The following is a 20019-nucleotide window of genomic DNA, read 5'->3' on the forward strand; positions in this document are numbered from 1 at the left end:
ATTGACTTATGATATCATTGTGATATCATAATAGTATCTTGATAAAAAGCGGAGGAAACTTAAATGGAAGAAAAAATTTTACTTAATAAAAAAAATGGTATGCTTATGTTGTTTCTATGGTCTTTTCTCTACCTGCTGGGAATCGCTGGTATCATATTTGGCGGGTTCCGGAGCAATGCGGTACTGGTGGTTTCGGGTATTATCTGGACCTGTATTGGCTGGATTCCTTTTTTAGGCTTAAAGGTTTTAAAGCCTCAGGAGGCATTGGTGCTGACGCTGTTCGGCAAATATGTGGGTACTCTGAAGCATGACGGCTTTTATTATGTCAATCCATTCTGCGTTGCTATAAACCCTGCTGCCAAAACAAAGCTAAGTCAAAGCGGTGATGTAGACGCAAGTCTGGGAAAGATGCTGACAGGTTCCACCATGCGTTCCTCCGGTGAACTGGACATAGTGAATAAAAAAATCTCTCTGAAAATTATGACGCTGAATAACAGCCGTCAAAAAGTCAACGACTGTTTAGGAAATCCAGTAGAAATAGGTATTGCAGTTATGTGGCAGGTAACAGACACGGCGAAGGCTGTCTTTACCGTTGATAACTTTAAGGAATATCTCTCCTTACAGTGTGACAGTGCTCTGCGCAACATCGTGCGTATCTACCCCTATGATGTTGCACCTAACGTGGATACTACTGGGGATGGTATGGCTGATGAGGGAAGTCTGCGCGGCTCCAGCGAGGTAGTTGCATCCAGAATTAAAAATGAGATTCAGCAAAAGGTTTCCGAAGCAGGCTTAGAAGTACTTGAGGCACGTATTACCTATCTTGCATACGCTCCCGAGATTGCTGCTGTCATGCTCCAGCGTCAGCAAGCCTCCGCCATCATTGATGCGCGAAAGATGATTGTAGACGGAGCTGTAGGCATGGTGGAGATGGCTCTTGAACGCCTGAACGAAAACAATGTGGTGGAGCTGGATGAAGAACGCAAGGCCTCTATGGTCTCGAACTTGCTAGTAGTCCTCTGCGGCAACCATGATGCTCAGCCTGTTATTAATTCTGGCAGCCTTTACTGATATGGGAGAGCAGTCAAAAAAGCAGGTTCCCCTGAGGATTTCTGCAAAATTATATGATGCAATTACCGGATGGGCAGAGGATGATTTCCGCTCCATCAACGGACAGATTGAATATTTACTTTCCGAATGTGTACGCCAACGGAAAAAGAATGGCAGGTATGTATCAGAGCACCTGGATGAACCTCCGGAATTGGATGTCTGAGAATGAAATTCATGTTATATGCTCGCATCCAAAGCTAGAATGGCTTCCACATAGATCTCAACAGCCCTTATCAGACAATCAACATTCACACAGTAGTCCGGCTGGTGCCCATACCCATATCCCGGAATCCCAGGCCTTGCCTGCCCGGGAATTCCGGGACCATATGCCACCGCACCAGACAGCTTCCGGGTTTCTCTGTAAAGCATGAAGCAGAATTCGTTCTATTTTCTTATTTGCCATATAACTCAACTCCCCCTCCGGATTTCATAGTTTCTATCAGCCATGGATACCACAATTCTGTCTGCATCAATTTCAACCGCCACATCCGGCTCATGCATCTCTGCTTTTTCAGACGCCACCGAAAACCAGGCTGTCATAATATACTCCCCCGGTGGGCAGGGCTTCACGGTCTCATAATAGGGATATCCGGCTATGGGCGCACACAGATGATATCCCGGCTGTATTTCGCGGTAACTAAGTTTTAAATCCAGTTCACTGTATACTTTCATCTGAGATGACAACTGGTCTGATGATACTATGATACTATTTTTCTTTGTCTCTACAGATTTTGAATCATTGTACATGGGAACTGCAAAGCCGCCTTCTCCGATGTAATACTCCTGAGAAAGTGTGATTTTATGAAATCTGATATGCTGTCCCCTTGGCAGAGGAATCATCCAGGTCTTTATGGTTGTCTTCTTATCATTTGCAAAGGGAATCTGTACAGAAGAAAATATCCCCTGGCTTTCACCCGCACTGAGAATTTTATTTTTCGGTGTTTTTCACTGTTTCCAGATACACATGCGTAGACGGAAGTGTATTGCTTTATCTATCTCTCTGCATAAGCACTTCATGCTGCCGATTCGAAAATAGTTTATCCAATCTCTAAATCAACTGGTTCAGCTTTTCTACTTTCATTTTGTTACTAACTCCCCAACTTTGGCTCGTTAGTACTTTCATTTTCATCTTGAACTTCTCCAGCGACTTCATATTTCTCTACTGTAACTTCATTTGTAATAAACCGATATTTAAAACGCACTGCCATATTATCTTTCTCCGTGGTAAAATGTGCCTTATTGCCTGAGCCGCTTCTGGGATATCTGTCTTCCTGATAGGTAGCTGACAACGTTCCGTAAGTCGCTACCGAATAGTCATAAGTACCTGCAAACGGTATCACCACAGACAGTGTATAGGTGTTGCCACCGATGTAATACATCCGGGTCACTTCGCTGTTAGAATCATTCTTCACTGCACCCACATGAGGCTGAAAACTTCCATATACTACAATTTTCTCCGGCAGCTTCATTCCGGTCTTTTCATCATATACTTCTCCGGCTCCATAACGGATGAGCATCTCAGGATTGGCCGTTTTTTTTCTCAATTCATGTCCAGTGTCCCATAACCGCTTCGCTGTCTCCTCCTGACTGAACCCCATGGGGCAATCGGAACTCTTCCGGTTTATCTGATAAAAATTCTTTTTGATATTTTTACATATTGCTTTTCTGCTCAACGAACACCCCCTTGTGCACCAGCAGGCTGGCCAGCGGCTGCTCTCTGCTCCGCCAGCAACAAATCCACCATTCTGCCGTAGCTGGACACACCGTCCGTCTGGTTATTCGCCTTCAGATATATGTCGTTTACAAAGCGGGAAACATTTGAGATTATACCGTCATACCCGGTCCAGAACTGCTCGTGCTGCGCCATGTCGCGCTGCACCCCATGGGACAGGCCGGACATTATCTCTGAGGCCAACTCCGGCTCGACTTCCTCCAGTGCGGCGATGGAATGATAAAACGCTGAAAAAAGCCCGCTGTAAAGCATCATTGGATCATCCGACTGCTTGCATGCCAGATAAGCTATGAAATTCGCCTCATCCTCGCGCATAAAGCCGCACTGATGTGCCAGTTCGTGCGCCATGGTCGAGGGAAGCGCGAAGAAGGGCACGTTGACATTGATATTGGATTCCAAAGTGAGGGGAAAAAACACCCCTCCTATACCTGCATGAGACATCAGCTCCGACATCACCACTGGTTTGGGTGCGGAGTATAGGGACCTGTCCAGCGCGGGATACTGCTCCGCCAGCATTTGCATCGCCAACACTGAGTGCTGCACGTAATAATCCAAGTCCCCCGGCCCTGGAGCGTAAAGGTCAGTATCTTCTCCCAGTTGCTCTCTCACCCGCCCCATGTTGTCGGCGAGGGACGTGCAAAGTTGCTCCAGTTCCTCCACGCTGGACTGTTCCACATCATATCCGGTGTAATATGTAAAGGTATACCGATGATAGTTCAACCCACACAAGGCGGTAAAAACAAAATACACCATGCAGAATATCGCGGCTGCCCCTGCCATGCCACGGTATGCAGTCATGCCACGCCCATCCTTGCTTTTGATGACCTTGCGGACGTAATAAACGATATATCCCAGACAGAACAGCAAAAACAGCACCACCAGCCATTCAGTTACCGAAAAATCCACCAGCGACGGCAAAAATCCTACCGCAGCGGACAGCACCGGATACACTGACCGGCTGTACACCTGTTCTGTCCAGTCAGGATTATACTGTGCATATTTTGTCACTATGTATGCGGTGACTCCAGATAGGATAAACAGCAACCGCTTGAGTAAGAACTTTTTCATATCATGCTCCGCTCCGTATGATAAATTTTTGTGCCCAGTATTCATTATAGACTGAGCCAGGGCGATGTGCGCTCTGGCTTTGCCTCTGTTATTTGTTCTATTTTCTGCATTGCCGTATCAGATAAATAGTCAACGCGGCCCCAGCCAATATGCAGAAGGCCCCTGCGATCAAGTCGGATTTGAATCGCTACGGATTGATCCATGAACTTACCACATCTTTTACAGAATGAATGCCGCAACGATCCGGATAGATTCTATATGCTCCAGCATAGACTGCGCTGGAGAAGATGGAGAAAGTCAGAATTACCAACAGGGAAATTGCAACTATAGACATTTTTTTATGTTCCGCAATTGCTTTAAGCCTATTCTTTATCTGTTTTGCATCGTCGCAGAGCATGAGAGATATTGCATGGTAATTGCTATGCATCCCATTTTCCAGCGAGTTTATTAATGCCGATCCATAGGCTTTTTTTTCGTATTTGTCCAAACGCTTTATTACAGTTTCATCACAAGAAAACTCACAATCCCTGTTTATTACTTTTTGTATTATGTATATTGCTGGGTTAAAAAAGTGCAGACATATTACAATTTGTACCAGCCATTTATAAAGAAAATCCCATCTTTTGTGATGCGCCAATTCATGCAGGAATATAAAACGGAGGTCGTCTATGGAAAGCAACATATTTTCCGGTAATACAATGCAGGGCTTACAGAAACCAATCAAGGAAGGTGAAGTGACTGCTTGAGAGAAATAAAGCTTTGGCGGCTTTTTGACTTTCGCTTCACGGCATGATCGTTGATAAAGATTTATAATGGAATTATCTGTAATGCATCTACATTTAGATTTTATATGGCGGATATAAATATGATAGCTAATGATTTTTTTCAAAAGAAGGACAGCGGCAATGATTAACCAGATACTGTTTATTGCTTCGTTTGTATTTATCAGCGCAAAACCATCTCGAAAGACGTAGTTTATCAAAGTTGCTTCGTGAGCAAAGGGGAACATCATTCTCATAATGACAATACCCCAAATATAATACTGCCACGTTCGTGATAGTTTGGTTTGTATAAACGGTCTGATAGCCAGCAAAGCAAAGGCAATAACGGAACCGGAAACCGACAAGGAAACCATTTTCATTAGCAAGCTGTTCAATAGCAAGCTATTCATTGGGGGTTCCTCCATTCCAGTATCGTCGCAATTCCTCAATATCCTGTGGTTTGATTTTTTTGGTTTCATAAAGAGAAGATATAAGCTGCTTTGCATCACCACCAAACAATTTATCAATCAACTCGTCCGTTTGCTCTTTTGTGTATTCATGCTCCGAGATAAGCGCCGCATAAGAAGATACGGTCTTTTGCTTGTTTTGAAGAAGATACCCCTTTTTTACAAGCCGACTAATCAGCGTGTAAATTGTGGTATCCTCCCAGCCTTTTCTCTGTTTAACCGTTCTCACAATATCCACACTGGTAACAGGCATTACATTCTCCCACACCGTTTTCATTACCTCAAATTCAGCATCAGTTATTTTCTTCTCATTTTTCATACTGATAACTCCTCTACAGTTGTAGCGTACAATTCTATTCTACAACTGTAGAGTGAATATGTCAACTTTTTCCTCGTTCCAACACGGAAGTACCAACGGAAAGTAATCTACATAAGAACCGCTGATCCTACTACTGCCAGCTAATCACTCAAATACCTGGGTTCTTCGCTTTTAGCAGCTTTTTATTTTTTACCTCTGGACCAAAGCAATAAAGAATTTTTAATTCATCAGATTCCTTTAAATCATTTTGAAGCTCCATTTTTCCCACTCCAATAGGGAGAAAATACTGCTCTCCTTTTTGTAATTGCAGCTTATCTGAATCAGTTTTAAATGTGCCGCTTCCGTCAATAACATATAAAATAGCAAATGAATCCTCTTGAATCACATCAAGCCTTTCTTTGATTTCTAGCTCTTCCATCTTAAAGAATGGTGTATCTTGATACGAAATCAGAGAATTAATCTGTCCCCCACTGCTCTCATATAAGCACTTTGTTTGAATAAACCTGCGTTTATATGTTTCATCACGATTCAGTGTTTCATAGTTAAAGCATTCAAACATCCTATCAAATCCTATTCCCTGATGACACATTGAGTCCTCCACCTTAAGTCCTGATGGTGTTATTCGCTCCACTCGTATTGTGTAATCTGTCGGCTCTTGTATTTCTATTAAAAAACAGCCGGATCCAATTGCATGAGGAACGCCGCCGTCAATCAGGACTGTATCCCCGGGTGCTACATCATATCTATGCATACTACTAAGCATACCCTCTATATCCTGTTTTTCAAATAGCTCCTGCCAAAGCTCTCTGGTAACACCTTCTTTAAATCCCACATATATATGAGGAGCCTCTCCATTAATCTCTCGTCCTCCCAAAATGTGCCAGCACTCGGTCTTTCCATAATCAGAATTAAATAGCTTTTTTGCCTGTACTCTATCTGGATGCACCTGTATGCCCAGTCGCTCACTGGAGTCAATTAATTTTACTAAAACACCTAAGGATGCTCCTGCAGCTTCAACATGTGGTTTCCCCAGATATCTTTGCGGATCTGCCTCAATCACATCCTTTAAATATTTTGAAGGATGTGATGCCAGCTTGCTAAGTCCTTCCTCCGTATACTTTTCCCGTCCTGCATTTCGTGCTGCCGTCAAGGATGCTATCCATTCCTCTGGAAAATGTCCATCCTCCTTCCCATTAAAGCCATGCAGCATATCAAGCATACTACCTCCCAGATATGTTCGCCACACTCTCTCATTAGATAGCTTTATAGGCGCTGGATTACTATCCTTCACATTAGCTTCCATATCCGGAAGCTTCCCTTTGTGAATAATATCTGTTAACCTTTTATGCCATTCAGTATCACGCCACATCCCCACAAACTGCGGTCCACAGAAATTACTTGTAGCAATTGCTGCCCATTGACCCGTTTCACTTGCAGCAATAGTCCCTGTTTCACAAAGCTCCTTCACCCATCCCCAGTCAAGAAGTGGCCAGTCTTTATAATCCACAGGTCCCCAGCACTCTGTACTAATAAGCGGCTTATGATTTTTCTTTGCCCATTCAGCCACCATTACAATACCTTCCTTTAATCTTGTATTGAAAAATTCTGTTTTACTTCTGTAATAAGCTTCTCCTTTTTCCGCCAGACGATTAAAGCTGTCTGGAATAAATCTATCGTATTCGTATCCAATTGTTTCATAAAAATCACAAAACTGAACAAACCATAAATGTAATTCAATAAAATCCTGGAAGGAAACATCCTCTCTGTCCAGTCTATAATTTTCAGTTGTTACAATATCTTTATTAATAGATGAATCATATCGCCCGTCACTGGAAACTGTATAGCATAGGCTTGGGTACTTATTTTTAATTATTCCTATAGCTTCTTTCATCCAGCGGAGGCTTTCCTTGTGATACCGGGGAATACTTTTTTCATCCATTCTTTCGTAAAGGAAGCCTGTCCATGGTGGTGCCGGAAATTCATTGCACAAATCCACATATAATATGGTATCCATAAGACCCGCTGACTCCAAAATAGAAATGGTTTTTTCCCATATCAGTGCCAGTTTTGCAGGGCTGTCAATCTCTAAACGAATGTTGTCTGCATCCTCTCTAAACCAGGTTGATAATGCAACATAAATGCCTCTTTCTCTGCACTTATTCATAAACTCTATTAGATTGCCCCTTATATCAGAAATTCTGGTAACTGCCGGTGCACCCCAGGTTTGCTGAGACCATTCGGGATATAGTATCCATTCATCCTGCTCCTCTTTTGTAAGTAAGTGGGGATAGGCATCTATACGTACCGCATCATATCCTCGCCCCTTTAACTCATCAAGTACTAAATCCCAGTCTTCATAACCAGCTCCATCCCAGCGTCGTTCTAGCCAGGAGAAATCCCACATGGTTATGGCCAAAGGTCTTTCAATTTTCAATTTCATATACCGCTCCTTTTGTTTTTAGTCAACCTCTTTTCATTCGCCTTACTCTGCCTGGAGTTTCACCTGTTTGTTTTTTATACAGCCTGTAAAAATAATGCATATTTGATAAACCAATTGCACTGGTAATATCCTCCATGGACAAATCACTATGGCAAAGCAGCATGGTCGCACGTTCAATTCTGATTCGCATAAGATAATCTGAGAAGCTTTCCCCGGTTTCCTTTTTAAACAATTTGCTAAAGTAACTGCTATTCATATTAACAATTTGTGCCATTCCTTCACATGTAATATTTTCTTGCAAATGAGTATTAAGATATCCCTGTACAAAATCAATTTCCTTACGCAGTATCTCCTTTTTCTTACCTGATGTTGCCTCTAAGAAGCAATTAACTGCCTGCTGTGTTAATATACGGTATCCATCATACGTATTTGCTGTCAATAGCTTAGATTCTAATAATTTCATTTCTATTCCCTGCTCCCTAAGCTCTGATTCAAGGAAGTGTACAATATTATGAAAATAGCGAATCATTTTTTCCGGCACCATATGATTAAGATAAAATCCCGAATATATCTTGTCTATTTGCTCCATAATAGCAGAATAATCCAATGCATGAACAGCATCAATGAATTCATAGCTCAGATTACTGTGCTCTTTTGATTTTGCTGATCCCATATTATCCAGATTCCAAATAATACGAGACGCATCAGGATAAAAATAACAAAGCCTCATGTTTAACATACATTCATATATATTCTTAAATTTCCCAATATCTGTATAGCATGAACTTATAACACAGGCGATATCAATCTTTAAAACCTCCAGGATTTTTCTGCGTATTATATCTAATATTTTCATCAAATGCTTTTTTGAAGCATCTTTTTTTAACTGCTGCTTTAATAAAACAACCACCATATCTTCACTTATGGTATATGCCTTTGTCGCATGCTTGCTGAAAGCCTCATCTGCAGATACCAATTCATTAATAATATTCACAACTGCAAACTGTAGTAGCTTCAGATCATTAATAGGAACAATATCTCTAATAATCTCCCAGTTATCAATGCAAAATCCAATTACATGAAATTCACCTAAGGATGATAGTTCGCTCTCCCCCAGTCTTTTTCGAATCAAAAACTCCTCTGAATCTGATGAGCGTATCATATCCTTAAGCAACTGAGTTATCTGAGCTTTTGCATTATTTAGAATAATCCTCTTTTGCTTTTGAATATACTGATTAGCCTGCTGCTCTTTATCCAAAGTATCCTTTATCTTGATAACACATTTTTCAAGCTGTGCCTGATCCAGCATATACTTTACCAGATAATCCTGAACCCCCAGCTCAAGTGCCTCCTGTGCATAGTGAAAGCTTTCGTGACATGTCATAATTATGCTTTTTAAGCTGGTATTTTCTCCCTTTGCGCATCTTACAAGCTCTAAACCTGTAATCCCCGGCATAGTAATATCTGTAATCAGTAAATCAGGTCTTATCTCACCAATCAATTTTAAAGCACTTGCACCATTAGTTGCTGTTGCTCTGACGCAAAATTCCAGCTTTTCCCAATCAAGCAGGTGTTCAATATACTCGAGAATTTCAATATCATCATCTACCAATATTACATTATACATGGTACTCATCACCCCATCCATCCGGTAAATATATAATAACCTGTGTTCCTTTATTAGAAAAATACTGCAAGCTATATTTACTTCCATAATATAACTGAATTCTCTGGGCTACATTACTGACACCAAATCCCGAATCCTTGTCTCCCTTTAGCTCTAAGGGATTTATCACAAAACCACAGCCATTATCGGTTATTGTAATTTTAACTTTTCCATCTTCCTTAACTGCATCAAAAACAATAACTCCTGATTCCTTTGATGCAAATCCATGAACAATAGAGTTTTCAATTAATGGCTGAAAAATTAATTTGGGCACTGGATACTCGTTTAAATCCGGCTCAATATTAGTAATTAGTTCATATGTCTGTGAGCTTCGCATATTTTGAATATACACATAATTCTGAAGATTTTCAATCTCCTGTGATAATGGAATAACCTCATCTATTTTAACAATTGACATTCGCATAAAGCTTGATAATGCCTGCGTCATCTCAACAGCCTTATCGCTGTGTCCATTTTGAATTGCACATCGTATAGACATTAATGTATTAAATAAAAAATGTGGCTTGATCTGAGCCTGAAGAGCAGTCAGCTCTGTTTCTCTTTTGCGCTCCTCAATCTCCTGATTCTGCTTTATCAAGTTAAGTATTTGCACACGCATAATCTCATAGCACTGATAAATCTGACTGATTTCTTTACCACCAAGCTCTGAATTTTTCAACTCGTCCGCAGGCTTTTCCAGCTCTGTATGTGCCATTGTCTCTGCCAGTCTGCGCAGAGGTCTTGAAATATTGCCTGCAATAATGCCTGCAATAAGCAAAAATATCCCTATAAAGGTTAAATTAACCAAAAGAAGCTGCTCGTTGTTTCCCCTAATATCAGCCGCAATCTGCTCATAAGGCTTTACGTCAATAACTATCCAGGGAGAGATTTTAAGCTTCCTGTAAGTAACTAAAACCTCTCCTTGCTTTTCACTGTTAAATACCTGGCTGCCATAATCTTTACCCATGGGAAGATCCTCCAGAATTGAAACAAGCTCTGTATTTAGCACTGCTTTATCATTACTGGATATGATTTCCCCATTTTGATCAACTAAAAAACGCCGATTCTTCAGTTCCTTTCCTGCCAAAAGCTCACTTAATGGTTTTTCCATAATGCTGACCAGCAGGTTTGCACGACGCTCGTTTTTCTCACTAATGTCCATACTCTTTAATAGTGTAATCATAAAAGCATCTTGATTATAGATGGAGTTATCAACATTTTCTGATATTCCCACCCAATCAATTGTCTTTAGTCCAGTTTTCGCCCCTATCATATATTCCGACAATATATATTCGCGCATACGACTGTCATAATTATAGTTTGTAAGAATCATTCCGTTTGATGTAACCAGGGTAACATTACTGCGCATAACAACAGTATTAAATAACAGTCCCTTTAATATTTCCTCCACTCTGTCAGCAAATCTTATATTTAAAATTTTACTTATGTCACTGTCAATGTATTCTAATGGCAGCTCAAGTGTCTCTTGTGCAATTTCCTTAAGCTCTTTATCTTCATATAAAAACAATTGCACAGAGACAATCTTACTTAGTAAGTTTTCAATATTGGAAGCAGCAAGATAAACCGAATCACCGGTTTCTGTCATCACTCGCTCAACAACCATCCGCTCCATGGTTTTGGTAGAATAAATCTGAAAAACCACCATTGGAATAATAACAATCAGAATAGAAGTTCCTAATATTTTCTGGAAAAAAGATGTTTTTCTCAGTCTTTTCATCGCTCATCCTCATTCATTTGCTGTTTCATTTTTAACTTTAGCATTACACCATGATTATATCAAATTTCTCTTATTTATTCCAGATAAGCCTGAAAGCTTTTGTTTCTTTTTCCTTTAAACTGACTTTAAAAGAAATGGCCCTTTCTGCAGCGGATAGCTGCAGCTCCTGATTGCTATACAACTCATATACACGGCAATTTTCACCCTCTATATCCTCCAGGTGAATCGATGTATATGCCTCCTTATTTCCGTAGTTAAATATAAATATAAGCTCTCCATTATCACCCCCGATTCTTCCTGCCTTTATGTCTTTATTATCACTATACTGCTTTCGTAAATGATATTTCTTCTCCAGCATTTCTATTAGAAGCTTGTGGGCTTGTGTATTGCCTGTATCGCAGTGATAGCCGTACCATAAATATGTGGCCATTGAAATAAATTTTCCTTTTCCGTAAGCAGACTCTACTATTGCCGGCATCTGATCATCAAATGTAGCAATTACTTTGGTGATACTGCTGTCCATATTCCAGATTTGCCGCTCATAATAGCCGTTAAGTACAAGATTATCCCAATCATTGTTCATAGAAATAGTGAGATTTCCAGCATCCAAATCAAGGAACTCAATTCCAATTGCCTCATTGCAGGAACCACCCGGTAAATCTGCATAAACATACCCGGTCTCATCCACCATTCCAAATCTTCCATCACAAACAATGCAGCCGCCTTCATCAACAAATTTAAGTATTGCCTGTGACAGCTCTTTTGATAAATAAACCTGACTGGTAATAAAAAGTACTTTATATCCTTTTTTGTTTCCTTCAATTAGATCATTTGCACTTACAAAGTCCGGATAAATTTGTTGTTCCCACAAACAGCGGTATAAACCATCCAGTGAATCTAAATAAATAGAGTCAGACAGCACCTGCCCATGATTTCTTGAATATGCCTTAGTAAAATCGTGATTTAAGGGATCATATAAAATTGCGGCTGATGCTGGTAATGGCTGATACCCGGTAAACTCATTGTTATATTTATTAAGCATATCCGCTATTTCTCCTGCGGCTTTTGCTCTATATGTATAATTTCCCTTTATATCAACTAATCCACGTCCAAGAGTTTGAACTCCTTTTAGGAAGGGATCCCATTTCCAATAAATAATACCTTTAGCTCCCCCTGTGATTGCCTCCATTGTCCACCATCTGATATCCTCAGAGTTAACTGTACTCATAGTATTAAACATGGATACATTATGGCTTTGCAGCTCAGCAATCCAAAAGTTTCCTGTAGGCGATGCACCATGAATTCCGGCAAGCGTCATCCATCTTCGATAAGGAACAAACCCTACAGAATCATTTTTTGGATATAGAGAAATCCCGAATTCATCAACACTGCGTGCAATACTCCAGTCATCCTGTGGCAAATCATAATGCTCATCCTCTGAAACGCTGGAATATACATTATCTGCAATGACAGTGATATTGGGATTTACTTTTTTTATCATTTGCCCCCAATCCTTTAATATAGCAGCCATATGAGCCTTTTTAAATTGATTATAATCCACTACAGGCATAACACTTGCCCACATCCAATGGCAAAATTCAATCTGTGACCAATCATAATATGTACGTTCCCATGCATTATTCAGCTGCTCAATTTTTTTATACTTTTCCTTTAGCCAATCTCTAAAAAAATCCAGTGTATAACTGTCATATGATTCAAATCTCGTCTCATTATAAATATCAAATCCATAAAGTGAATCATATTCCTTATATGCATTGGCTGCATCTGTAAAGCATTTTTCAATTAACCTGCGTACCTGAGGATGGCTGTAATTTATATATTCATAGTTTTTACCCAGATTTTTTTTATTTCCATTTACATCAACCGGATAATATTCCTCCCTCATTAAAAAGTCCGGTGCATATTCTAAACATGTAATTTGCCCTTCCATCTCCATAATCACCTGCATATCAAGCGATTTCGCGTACTCAAGGATTCTTTTTCCAGTTTGAAAAGGATAATCCGGATTAGTACGATCCTCCCACCAATAAACGGCAGGCCATACCACAACCTGGTTCATCCCTAACTTTTTCATAGATGACAGATGCTTATAAATTGTATCTAATGTAAATTCTCGCTGTATTTTTAAAACTGCGCCATATCTAAATTCCTGCTTCATGCCTGCTCTCCCTTATCTTCATAACGCTAAAGGACTGTCGAATAAAAGCTCACAACAGTCCTTTGCAATATTTATATTTTTACATTATTTTTTCATTACTGCATCAGCTCGTTTTATCATGTTATCAATAGCCTCTTCAATCGTCTGACCGCCACTTAGGTACTTATCGCCTTCTTCTTTTAAAATTCCCTGCAGCTCTGCATTACTTGGTGGTGTTGTTACCGCTGTGTGAGAATGTCTCTTATCATATGTGAAATAGTTCATAAGTACTTCTCTGTCAACTAAATCTTCACGATCATTCACAACTATATCTGCAAGCGCCTCATAATCAACATTCTTATATGATGGAAGTGATTTTCTCATAAGCAGACCTTCATTTGTATAAAACTTTATAAACTTATAGGCGGCTTCTTTATTAGCATCACTTGCATTACTATTAATCGCAAGAACCGGGCAGCTGTCTCTTTCCACACCTTCCGGGCTATCCTTCCATCTTGGTGCCATAGTTACAACCGTTTTAAAATCATGAGGATACATCTCTGTGTTTGTAATATATGGCAATGCAAAAATACCGGTTACAAGCATTGCTGAATTTCCATTAAAAAATTCCGCATTATAATTAAGGCTTGAGGTGGTATAGTCAATGTAGGATACTTCTGTTTTATCAATATTCTCTAATTGATTTTTAAATTCCATCCATTCTTTTAAAACAGGATCATCAAAGTTATGTGTATTCTCATCCTTATAAAGCGGATTATCATCCTTACTTTGTGCAACACCTAGATAGTACATAACAGGATCACCCCAAAATGGTGCAACTGATCCATATCTCTTCTTGCCGCCCTCTTCTTTTGTGAGTTTTAGTGCATACTCTCTGTAATCATCCCATGTCCAATTAAGCGGTGGTACTTCAAGTCCCGCCTCATCTAAAGCATCCTTATTGAGGAAGACAATACTTGCGTTGCTTTCTCCAGGCAAACCATAAACATTTCCTTTGTGTGTTGTATCAACTGTATAATCAGAAATAGAAGTACCATCTGCTGCCATAAATTCATCAATTGGCTCAAGCAATCCCTTATCAGCCTTTATTGCATATGAAGCAGGTGACTGACATCCGATAATATCTGTAGTATCTCCTGATAACAATAGCAAATTATACTTTTGCTCGAACTCATCAGATTTATTTGTTGACTGAGCATCAAGTATTACCTCTATATTTGGGTATTGCTCATTAAACTTTGCTACTACCTCGTAGAACTGCTCTTTTGCTACAGTATCATTATCTGCAACCCAATATCCAAAATGTATTGTAACCTTCTCATCCTCACTTGCTTCTGCCTTCTCCACATTAGCCGCCGTATCTGCTGCGCCGCTTTCTTTTACAGGCGCTGCTGTTGTTTCTTGTTTTTGGCTGCTGCCACATCCAGATATGCTTCCTGCTGCAAGAATTAATGCCAAAATAATTCCCATCTTTTGCTTCATTTCAAACATACTTTTACCTCCTGAATTTTTTTATGAATCTAACCCTTCACTGCTCCAACTGCAATTCCGTCAATTACCTGTGTCTGAAACATCATAAATATAACAATCAGCGGAATGGTTGATATAACAGCCCCTGCCATAATCAGCGAATATACAGGTGATAATCCGTCGCTTTGGGCAAACTGCTGAACCGCTAGCTGTACAGTAAATTTATTTGCTGAATTCAGGAACACTAATGGTCCCTGATAATCATTCCATGACCACACTGCTTTTAATATTCCAAGAGTTGCAAATGCGGGTTTTAAAAGCGGAACAACAATCAAGAAAAAGATATGAATATGATTGGCTCCATCTATCTTTGCCGATTCGCAAATTGCATCCGGTATTGAAAGCATAAACTGTCGAAGTAAAAATACTCCATAAATTGACATAGACTCCATAAGTATTAATCCCAGCAATGAATCATAAAGATTCAGCCCCTTGATAATCATAAATCTGGGAATAAGAGTCAGCTGAGTTGGAACCATCATTAAAGACAGGAAAAATAAGAAAATAACATCTCTTCCTTTAAACTTAATCTTACTAAATCCATATGCGCTCATAGAGCACACCATAAAGCTTAGCAAAACAGTTCCGCCTGAATAAATAAAAGAGTTTATATAATTTAAAAAGAACTTATTTTTCAAAAAAACAATAGAATAATTATTTACAGCATTCCATGTTTTTGGAATCCATTGAATCGGATATGTAAATACATCTGCTTCAACCTTAAATGATGCAGAAATCATCCAAAATAGCGGCATAAGCATAAATACAGACAAAAATCCCATGATTACTGTTAATATTATTTTTGTCAGCTTCATTTTCCGAATATAAACTTTTTTCATTGACATCACCCCCTTTCCTTCTGGCAACGCCACTGAATTAATGTTACTGCAAAAATTACAACAAACAGTACCCATGCCATACTACTGGCATATCCCATCTTAAAATACTTAAATGCACTTGTATACATGTAATACACCAATACCGATGAGGATGTTCCCGGTCCGCCTTGAGTAGTTATTGCAATTTGGTCGAAAGCCTTAAACGAACCAATAATACCCATTGTTGTTAAAAAAAACGTAGTTGGAGCTATTGATGGCCACGTGATGTAGCGAAAGTTCTGAATCTCACTTGCTCCGTCAATAGAGGCTGCCTCATAAAGCTCCTCTGGAACACCTTTTAGGCCTGCTATAAAAACAATTACATAATAACCCAGCTCTCGCCATGCTGTAAGTAAAATAACTGCTGCCAGTGACCACTTATAGTCTCCAAACCAGCCTGGAGGATTTTCCATTCCAATAGCACGTAAAAACTGATTTACCGGGCCATAGGTTGGCTGCAGCATAGCTTTAAAAACAATTGAAAGTGCCACTAAGCTCGATATATAGGGAATGAAAAAAGCCACTTTAAAGTACTGTGAAGCAAAAACATATCTATTAATAATAACCGCTATAACCACGCCCAGCCCAATTTGTAAGGCAACAGTAGAGATGGAAAAGATCAATGTATTTTTCAGCGAATCTGTAAAAGCCACATCACTCCACATATCAACATAATTTTTAATACCGATTAAGTTAATATTTTTAAAGCCAGAAATAAAATCCCAATCAGTAAAGCTTAAATACAATGAAAAAACCACTGGTATGACAGAAAACAGCATTATTCCTATCACCTGAGGAAATATAAATAAATATCCCTGAACATTTTCTGATGCATGTCCGCGCTTTTTATTCCCTTTACTCCTTAACATGTTTTACCTCCCGTTCATTTATATGCATAGCTTACTATAACGGGAGGTAAAATTCTTTATCCTATGAGTGCCTTTTTTTTACTTTTCATCGCTTTTTAACATTTCATTCCACTGATTAATCTGCTCTTTGCTGGGATTATCTATGCATAACAGTGGTTCGAGTCCCAGCTTCCTTTCCTTATCCACACCCAAATTATGATATGGCATCAACTGTATATTTATAATATTGGGATATTTTCTCCTTAATGATCTGAGAAATGCAAAATGCTCTTTACTGTCATTTTTAGTAGGAATAATAGGGCAGCGCAATATAATATTCCCATTGCTTTCATATAAATATTGGAGATTTTTAATAATTACATTATTCTCAACTCCTGTTAATTCCTTATGCATTTGTGCCGTGGCTTTAATATCATATAAAAACAGGTCTGTTACCGGCAATATACGTTTAAGCACTTCTTCTGATGTATAGCCGCTTGTTTCAATACAGGTATGAATATCCTCCGCCTTAGCTGATGAGAGCAGCTCATAGAGAAAATCCGGCTGCATAAGCGGTTCTCCCCCCGATACTGTAATGCCGCCACCAGAGGCTTTATAGTATGCCTTATCCAGTCTTACAATTGACATAACCTCCTTGACACTGCAAATGTAACCTACTGTTTTGGTATGATCGATATATTGCTGTATTTCACTGCTTTTTGATTCCGGATTATGGCACCAAATGCATTTAAGCGGACAACCCTTAAAAAAAACCGTTGTTCTTATTCCTGGACCATCGTCAATACATCCTCTTTGAATATCAAATACAATCCCCATAGATCCTCCAGCTAATACATTGTTCGCGACATAATCTCTCGCTGTACATTAGGGCTTAATTCTACAAATCTGGCGCAAAATCCGCCTACTCTAACAATAAGGTTTTTGTACTTTTCTGGTTCCTTTAATGCATTTTCCAAATCCTCACGTCCAAGTACATTCATCATAAGCTGTGAGCCGCCATTTTCAAAGTACACCTTTATCATCATTTTAGTTTTATCATAATAGGTAGTAAACATCTCCTTTGAAAACTTCAAATTCTGAACACTTCCTGCATGAATGTCAGTTCTTAGCTTTACAAGTGAGTTTAACATTGCCGTTAATCCATTAACATCACTTCCGCCTGAAGGATTGTTGGCATTTGCCATTGGTTCCCGTGCCTTTCTTCCATCTGCAGATGCAAGGGTAAATTCTCCTAACTCAGAGTTTGCGGAATTATTAATAATTACCGCCAGGTAGCTATCCAAACCTACCCTTTTAGCCTGTTCTTTAATAAAATTGCATACATGCTCATGAACACGTTTTGCCATAAGGTCTGCTCCGCTATTGTCATTTCCGTATTTGGGAACATTTTTTAGCAGCTCCCATTGCTTCTCATATCCTGCGAAATCATTCCTTATCATCTCAAGTAGTTCTGCTTTGCCAATTTCCTTACGTTCAAAAACCATCTGTTGTATTGCATACAACGAATCTGATGTATTTGTATTCCCGTATAACTCAAGTGTTCCTCCCTTGTATTTGGCTCCACCATCAAAAATTGCTTTTCCTTTTGCAATGCAATCATCAAATAATATACTGCAAAGCAAAAACGGGGAATGCTCCTGTGCCACATTGTACTCAACCATTTGCTGCTCTGCCTCAATGGTGATATAACGCTCCGCCTGTTTACAATAGCTTTCAAAAAAGTCTTCAAAATTATCATATTCTGTAAGCAAACCTGTTTTTAATCCTAATTGCTTTTTACTGACATAATCATAGCCATCAAATAATGTTATCTCCAATGCCTTTAATATGTTTATAATATCACTGGGTGTTCCTACTGATTTATGATAAATCACATATTCACCACACCCAAAAGGCAGGTAGTTTACAGCCTCCTCCTCTGGGATTTGAAATGCCCTTTGCACTGATGAAATATTGATCTCATCATTATATAGCATAGGATATACACACCCTGTCCCAATGGTTTTTAATGCATCTTCCATCAGATGCTCATCCTGGCCACCATAAAACCTAAGAGTAAGCTGCGGCAGTACATCTCGTACTATTGATGCAACCTCTATAATCAACCGTGCACATAAATCGGCATTTCTTTCATTACGCCGGCCTTTCCCCCCAATGATGACTCTGGCATTCCAGGTTGTTTTCCGCTGAATGATCAGGTGCCACAGACAGCACAGTAATTCTTTGGCCTGTGCTCTGGTTATTTTATGTTCTGTTAAGTCATGGGTCAGAAAATCACCTAAATATTCATCCATCCGACCATAATTATAGGTTCCGGATACAATTGCATACAAATACATCAGTTGTACCGCCTCATGGAATGAAAACGGCCGGTTGTCGGCAATATGCGTAAGTACCTCAGTCAGCAGCTTCCTGTGAGGATGATCTGACGCCTGGATCTTGTCACGGTGAAACCGGATCACTGCCTGAAATGCTTTTAATGCCCCAATCATTTCCTGATATAGTTTTATCTTTGAAGCGTCTTTTGTCACCGCTATCTGCTGCTCCAGCTCCGCCGTCAGTCCCGGAATCCCCAGCCTTAGCAGTTTGTCAAAATCAAGCTGGGTACTGCTCATCCGGCACAGCCAAAAGCCCACATTGGACTCCTGTTTAAAGTTGTCATTGGGTATTATGTCCAGAATATGCTTTGGTGTTTTACGGATCAGTTCGGCCCGTCCGGTTTTTGCCTCCCACTGATCCAGATAATCCGTCAGCCGGCTCTTCAAAGGCTCCGCCACATTGGCTAGCACCGCTTTGCACTGTTCCTGATTCTGATAATATCCCATCCCAAAATCCTGCATGGCAAATCCTATCCCGGGTTTCTCATACCGCCCCAGCAAAAGGTCCTGCTTCTCCGGGAATAAAATAGCATACTTATACTGAATTTCCAGACATGCAGCCTCTCTTTCTCCTTTTTCCTTTTCCGGATAACTATAATATCGTTCAAAAAATTCCAACATATAATTGCCTTGTTCTGACAATGTCATTTTCAATTCCTCCTGTTTTTTTAGTTTCTGCGGTGATCTGATTGGATATCAACTTTGATGGATTGTATTTCACTCATGTAGGGTTTTGTGATGAATTCTATTTCAGCAAAATATTCAAAAAGCATGAAGGAATCAGTCCTGTTCTTTTTATAAAAAATTCGCGTTGAAACAGCTTCTCCAATATCTGTTAACCCGTTAGCCAACAGACGGTGGCCGCGCTAAACGCCTGTCCACCG

18 protein-coding genes and 1 pseudogene are annotated in these 20019 nt (G+C 39.7%); 3 read left to right on the forward strand and 16 right to left on the reverse strand.

Annotation, left to right across the window (positions count from 1 at the left end; translation table 11 throughout):
- The first annotated feature begins 63 nt into the window (after positions 1-63).
- The gene (locus ACYVD3_RS09355; protein WP_460642243.1) at positions 64-1071 is read left to right on the forward strand and encodes an SPFH domain-containing protein; all 1008 of its coding nucleotides are present in this window, start codon (positions 64-66) and stop codon (positions 1069-1071) included.
- Between the two features lies 1 nt (position 1072).
- Complete coding sequence (locus ACYVD3_RS09360; RefSeq protein WP_460642244.1) at positions 1073-1273, forward strand: type II toxin-antitoxin system antitoxin; 201 nt, start codon at positions 1073-1075, stop codon at positions 1271-1273.
- Positions 1274-1287: 14 nt separating this feature from the next.
- On the opposite strand, the gene ACYVD3_RS09365 is transcribed toward ACYVD3_RS09360, so the two are convergent.
- The 16 genes and pseudogenes from ACYVD3_RS09365 to ACYVD3_RS09440 all read right to left on the reverse strand — a co-directional run bounded on the left by ACYVD3_RS09365 (position 1288) and on the right by ACYVD3_RS09440 (position 19783).
- Entirely contained in the window at positions 1288-1479 is a 192-nt protein-coding gene (locus ACYVD3_RS09365) for a hypothetical protein (RefSeq protein ID WP_460642245.1), read from the reverse strand.
- A gap of 39 nt (positions 1480-1518) precedes the next feature.
- Positions 1519-1857 (reverse strand): hypothetical protein, encoded by a 339-nt coding sequence (locus ACYVD3_RS09370; RefSeq protein WP_460642246.1) that lies wholly within the window; start codon positions 1855-1857, stop codon positions 1519-1521.
- Between the two features lie 201 nt (positions 1858-2058).
- Positions 2059-2260: pseudogene (locus ACYVD3_RS09375) on the reverse strand (group II intron maturase-specific domain-containing protein); the annotation flags it as partial.
- On the reverse strand, positions 2199-2708 hold the full coding sequence (locus ACYVD3_RS09380; protein ID WP_460642388.1) for a pullulanase X25 domain-containing protein: 510 nt from the start codon (positions 2706-2708) through the stop codon (positions 2199-2201). The gene ACYVD3_RS09380 and the pseudogene ACYVD3_RS09375, both read right to left, overlap by 62 nt.
- A 71-nt stretch (positions 2709-2779) precedes the next feature.
- Complete coding sequence (locus ACYVD3_RS09385) at positions 2780-3910, reverse strand: DUF3810 domain-containing protein (RefSeq protein WP_460642247.1); 1131 nt, start codon at positions 3908-3910, stop codon at positions 2780-2782.
- A gap of 187 nt (positions 3911-4097) precedes the next feature.
- Entirely contained in the window at positions 4098-5081 is a 984-nt protein-coding gene (locus ACYVD3_RS09390; RefSeq protein WP_460642248.1) for a M56 family metallopeptidase, read from the reverse strand.
- The gene (locus ACYVD3_RS09395; RefSeq protein ID WP_460642249.1) at positions 5074-5457 is read right to left on the reverse strand and encodes a BlaI/MecI/CopY family transcriptional regulator; all 384 of its coding nucleotides are present in this window, start codon (positions 5455-5457) and stop codon (positions 5074-5076) included. The genes ACYVD3_RS09390 and ACYVD3_RS09395 overlap by 8 nt, the downstream gene beginning before the upstream one ends.
- 148 nt (positions 5458-5605) lie before the next feature.
- Entirely contained in the window at positions 5606-7897 is a 2292-nt protein-coding gene (locus ACYVD3_RS09400; RefSeq protein WP_460642250.1) for a type I phosphomannose isomerase catalytic subunit, read from the reverse strand.
- Positions 7898-7919: 22 nt separating this feature from the next.
- Positions 7920-9524 carry a response regulator gene (locus tag ACYVD3_RS09405; RefSeq protein ID WP_460642251.1) on the reverse strand — a complete coding sequence of 535 codons (1605 nt, stop codon included), beginning with the start codon at positions 9522-9524 and terminating at the stop codon, positions 7920-7922.
- Complete coding sequence (locus ACYVD3_RS09410; protein WP_460642252.1) at positions 9517-11301, reverse strand: sensor histidine kinase; 1785 nt, start codon at positions 11299-11301, stop codon at positions 9517-9519. The genes ACYVD3_RS09405 and ACYVD3_RS09410 overlap by 8 nt, the downstream gene beginning before the upstream one ends.
- A gap of 70 nt (positions 11302-11371) precedes the next feature.
- Positions 11372-13480 carry a beta-galactosidase gene (locus ACYVD3_RS09415; RefSeq protein WP_460642253.1) on the reverse strand — a complete coding sequence of 703 codons (2109 nt, stop codon included), beginning with the start codon at positions 13478-13480 and terminating at the stop codon, positions 11372-11374.
- A gap of 84 nt (positions 13481-13564) precedes the next feature.
- Positions 13565-14971, reverse strand: coding sequence for an ABC transporter substrate-binding protein (locus tag ACYVD3_RS09420; RefSeq protein WP_460642254.1), 1407 nt, complete (start codon positions 14969-14971; stop codon positions 13565-13567).
- Between the two features lie 29 nt (positions 14972-15000).
- Positions 15001-15849: a carbohydrate ABC transporter permease gene (locus tag ACYVD3_RS09425; protein ID WP_460642255.1), complete on the reverse strand. Its 849-nt coding sequence runs from the start codon at positions 15847-15849 to the stop codon at positions 15001-15003.
- 5 nt (positions 15850-15854) lie between these two features.
- Positions 15855-16757: a carbohydrate ABC transporter permease gene (locus tag ACYVD3_RS09430; RefSeq protein WP_460642256.1), complete on the reverse strand. Its 903-nt coding sequence runs from the start codon at positions 16755-16757 to the stop codon at positions 15855-15857.
- A gap of 78 nt (positions 16758-16835) precedes the next feature.
- Positions 16836-17573, reverse strand: a complete 738-nt coding sequence (locus tag ACYVD3_RS09435) for a glycyl-radical enzyme activating protein (protein ID WP_460642257.1) — start codon at positions 17571-17573, stop codon at positions 16836-16838.
- 11 nt (positions 17574-17584) lie between these two features.
- Positions 17585-19783 (reverse strand): pyruvate formate lyase family protein, encoded by a 2199-nt coding sequence (locus tag ACYVD3_RS09440; RefSeq protein WP_460642258.1) that lies wholly within the window; start codon positions 19781-19783, stop codon positions 17585-17587.
- A gap of 62 nt (positions 19784-19845) precedes the next feature.
- Between ACYVD3_RS09440 and ACYVD3_RS09445 the strand changes: the two genes are divergently transcribed.
- A complete protein-coding gene (locus ACYVD3_RS09445; RefSeq protein ID WP_460642389.1) occupies positions 19846-19950 on the forward strand; it encodes an AraC family transcriptional regulator in 105 nt (34 codons plus the stop codon).
- Positions 19951-20019 lie beyond the last annotated feature (69 nt).

It is taken from the genome of Lacrimispora brassicae, assembly GCF_054772055.1.

Coding starts and splice junctions, on each gene's coding strand:
- ACYVD3_RS09355 (WP_460642243.1), top strand. CDS start 64: ATGGAAGAAAAAATTTTACTTAATAAAAAAAATGGTATGCTTATGTTG.
- ACYVD3_RS09360 (WP_460642244.1), top strand. CDS start 1,073: ATGGGAGAGCAGTCAAAAAAGCAGGTTCCCCTGAGGATTTCTGCAAAA.
- ACYVD3_RS09365 (WP_460642245.1), bottom strand. CDS start 1,479: ATGCTTTACAGAGAAACCCGGAAGCTGTCTGGTGCGGTGGCATATGGT.
- ACYVD3_RS09370 (WP_460642246.1), bottom strand. CDS start 1,857: ATGTACAATGATTCAAAATCTGTAGAGACAAAGAAAAATAGTATCATA.
- ACYVD3_RS09380 (WP_460642388.1), bottom strand. CDS start 2,708: ATGGGGTTCAGTCAGGAGGAGACAGCGAAGCGGTTATGGGACACTGGA.
- ACYVD3_RS09385 (WP_460642247.1), bottom strand. CDS start 3,910: ATGAAAAAGTTCTTACTCAAGCGGTTGCTGTTTATCCTATCTGGAGTC.
- ACYVD3_RS09390 (WP_460642248.1), bottom strand. CDS start 5,081: ATGAATAGCTTGCTATTGAACAGCTTGCTAATGAAAATGGTTTCCTTG.
- ACYVD3_RS09395 (WP_460642249.1), bottom strand. CDS start 5,457: ATGAAAAATGAGAAGAAAATAACTGATGCTGAATTTGAGGTAATGAAA.
- ACYVD3_RS09400 (WP_460642250.1), bottom strand. CDS start 7,897: ATGAAATTGAAAATTGAAAGACCTTTGGCCATAACCATGTGGGATTTC.
- ACYVD3_RS09405 (WP_460642251.1), bottom strand. CDS start 9,524: ATGTATAATGTAATATTGGTAGATGATGATATTGAAATTCTCGAGTAT.
- ACYVD3_RS09410 (WP_460642252.1), bottom strand. CDS start 11,301: ATGAAAAGACTGAGAAAAACATCTTTTTTCCAGAAAATATTAGGAACT.
- ACYVD3_RS09415 (WP_460642253.1), bottom strand. CDS start 13,480: ATGAAGCAGGAATTTAGATATGGCGCAGTTTTAAAAATACAGCGAGAA.
- ACYVD3_RS09420 (WP_460642254.1), bottom strand. CDS start 14,971: ATGTTTGAAATGAAGCAAAAGATGGGAATTATTTTGGCATTAATTCTT.
- ACYVD3_RS09425 (WP_460642255.1), bottom strand. CDS start 15,849: ATGAAAAAAGTTTATATTCGGAAAATGAAGCTGACAAAAATAATATTA.
- ACYVD3_RS09430 (WP_460642256.1), bottom strand. CDS start 16,757: ATGTTAAGGAGTAAAGGGAATAAAAAGCGCGGACATGCATCAGAAAAT.
- ACYVD3_RS09435 (WP_460642257.1), bottom strand. CDS start 17,573: ATGGGGATTGTATTTGATATTCAAAGAGGATGTATTGACGATGGTCCA.
- ACYVD3_RS09440 (WP_460642258.1), bottom strand. CDS start 19,783: ATGACATTGTCAGAACAAGGCAATTATATGTTGGAATTTTTTGAACGA.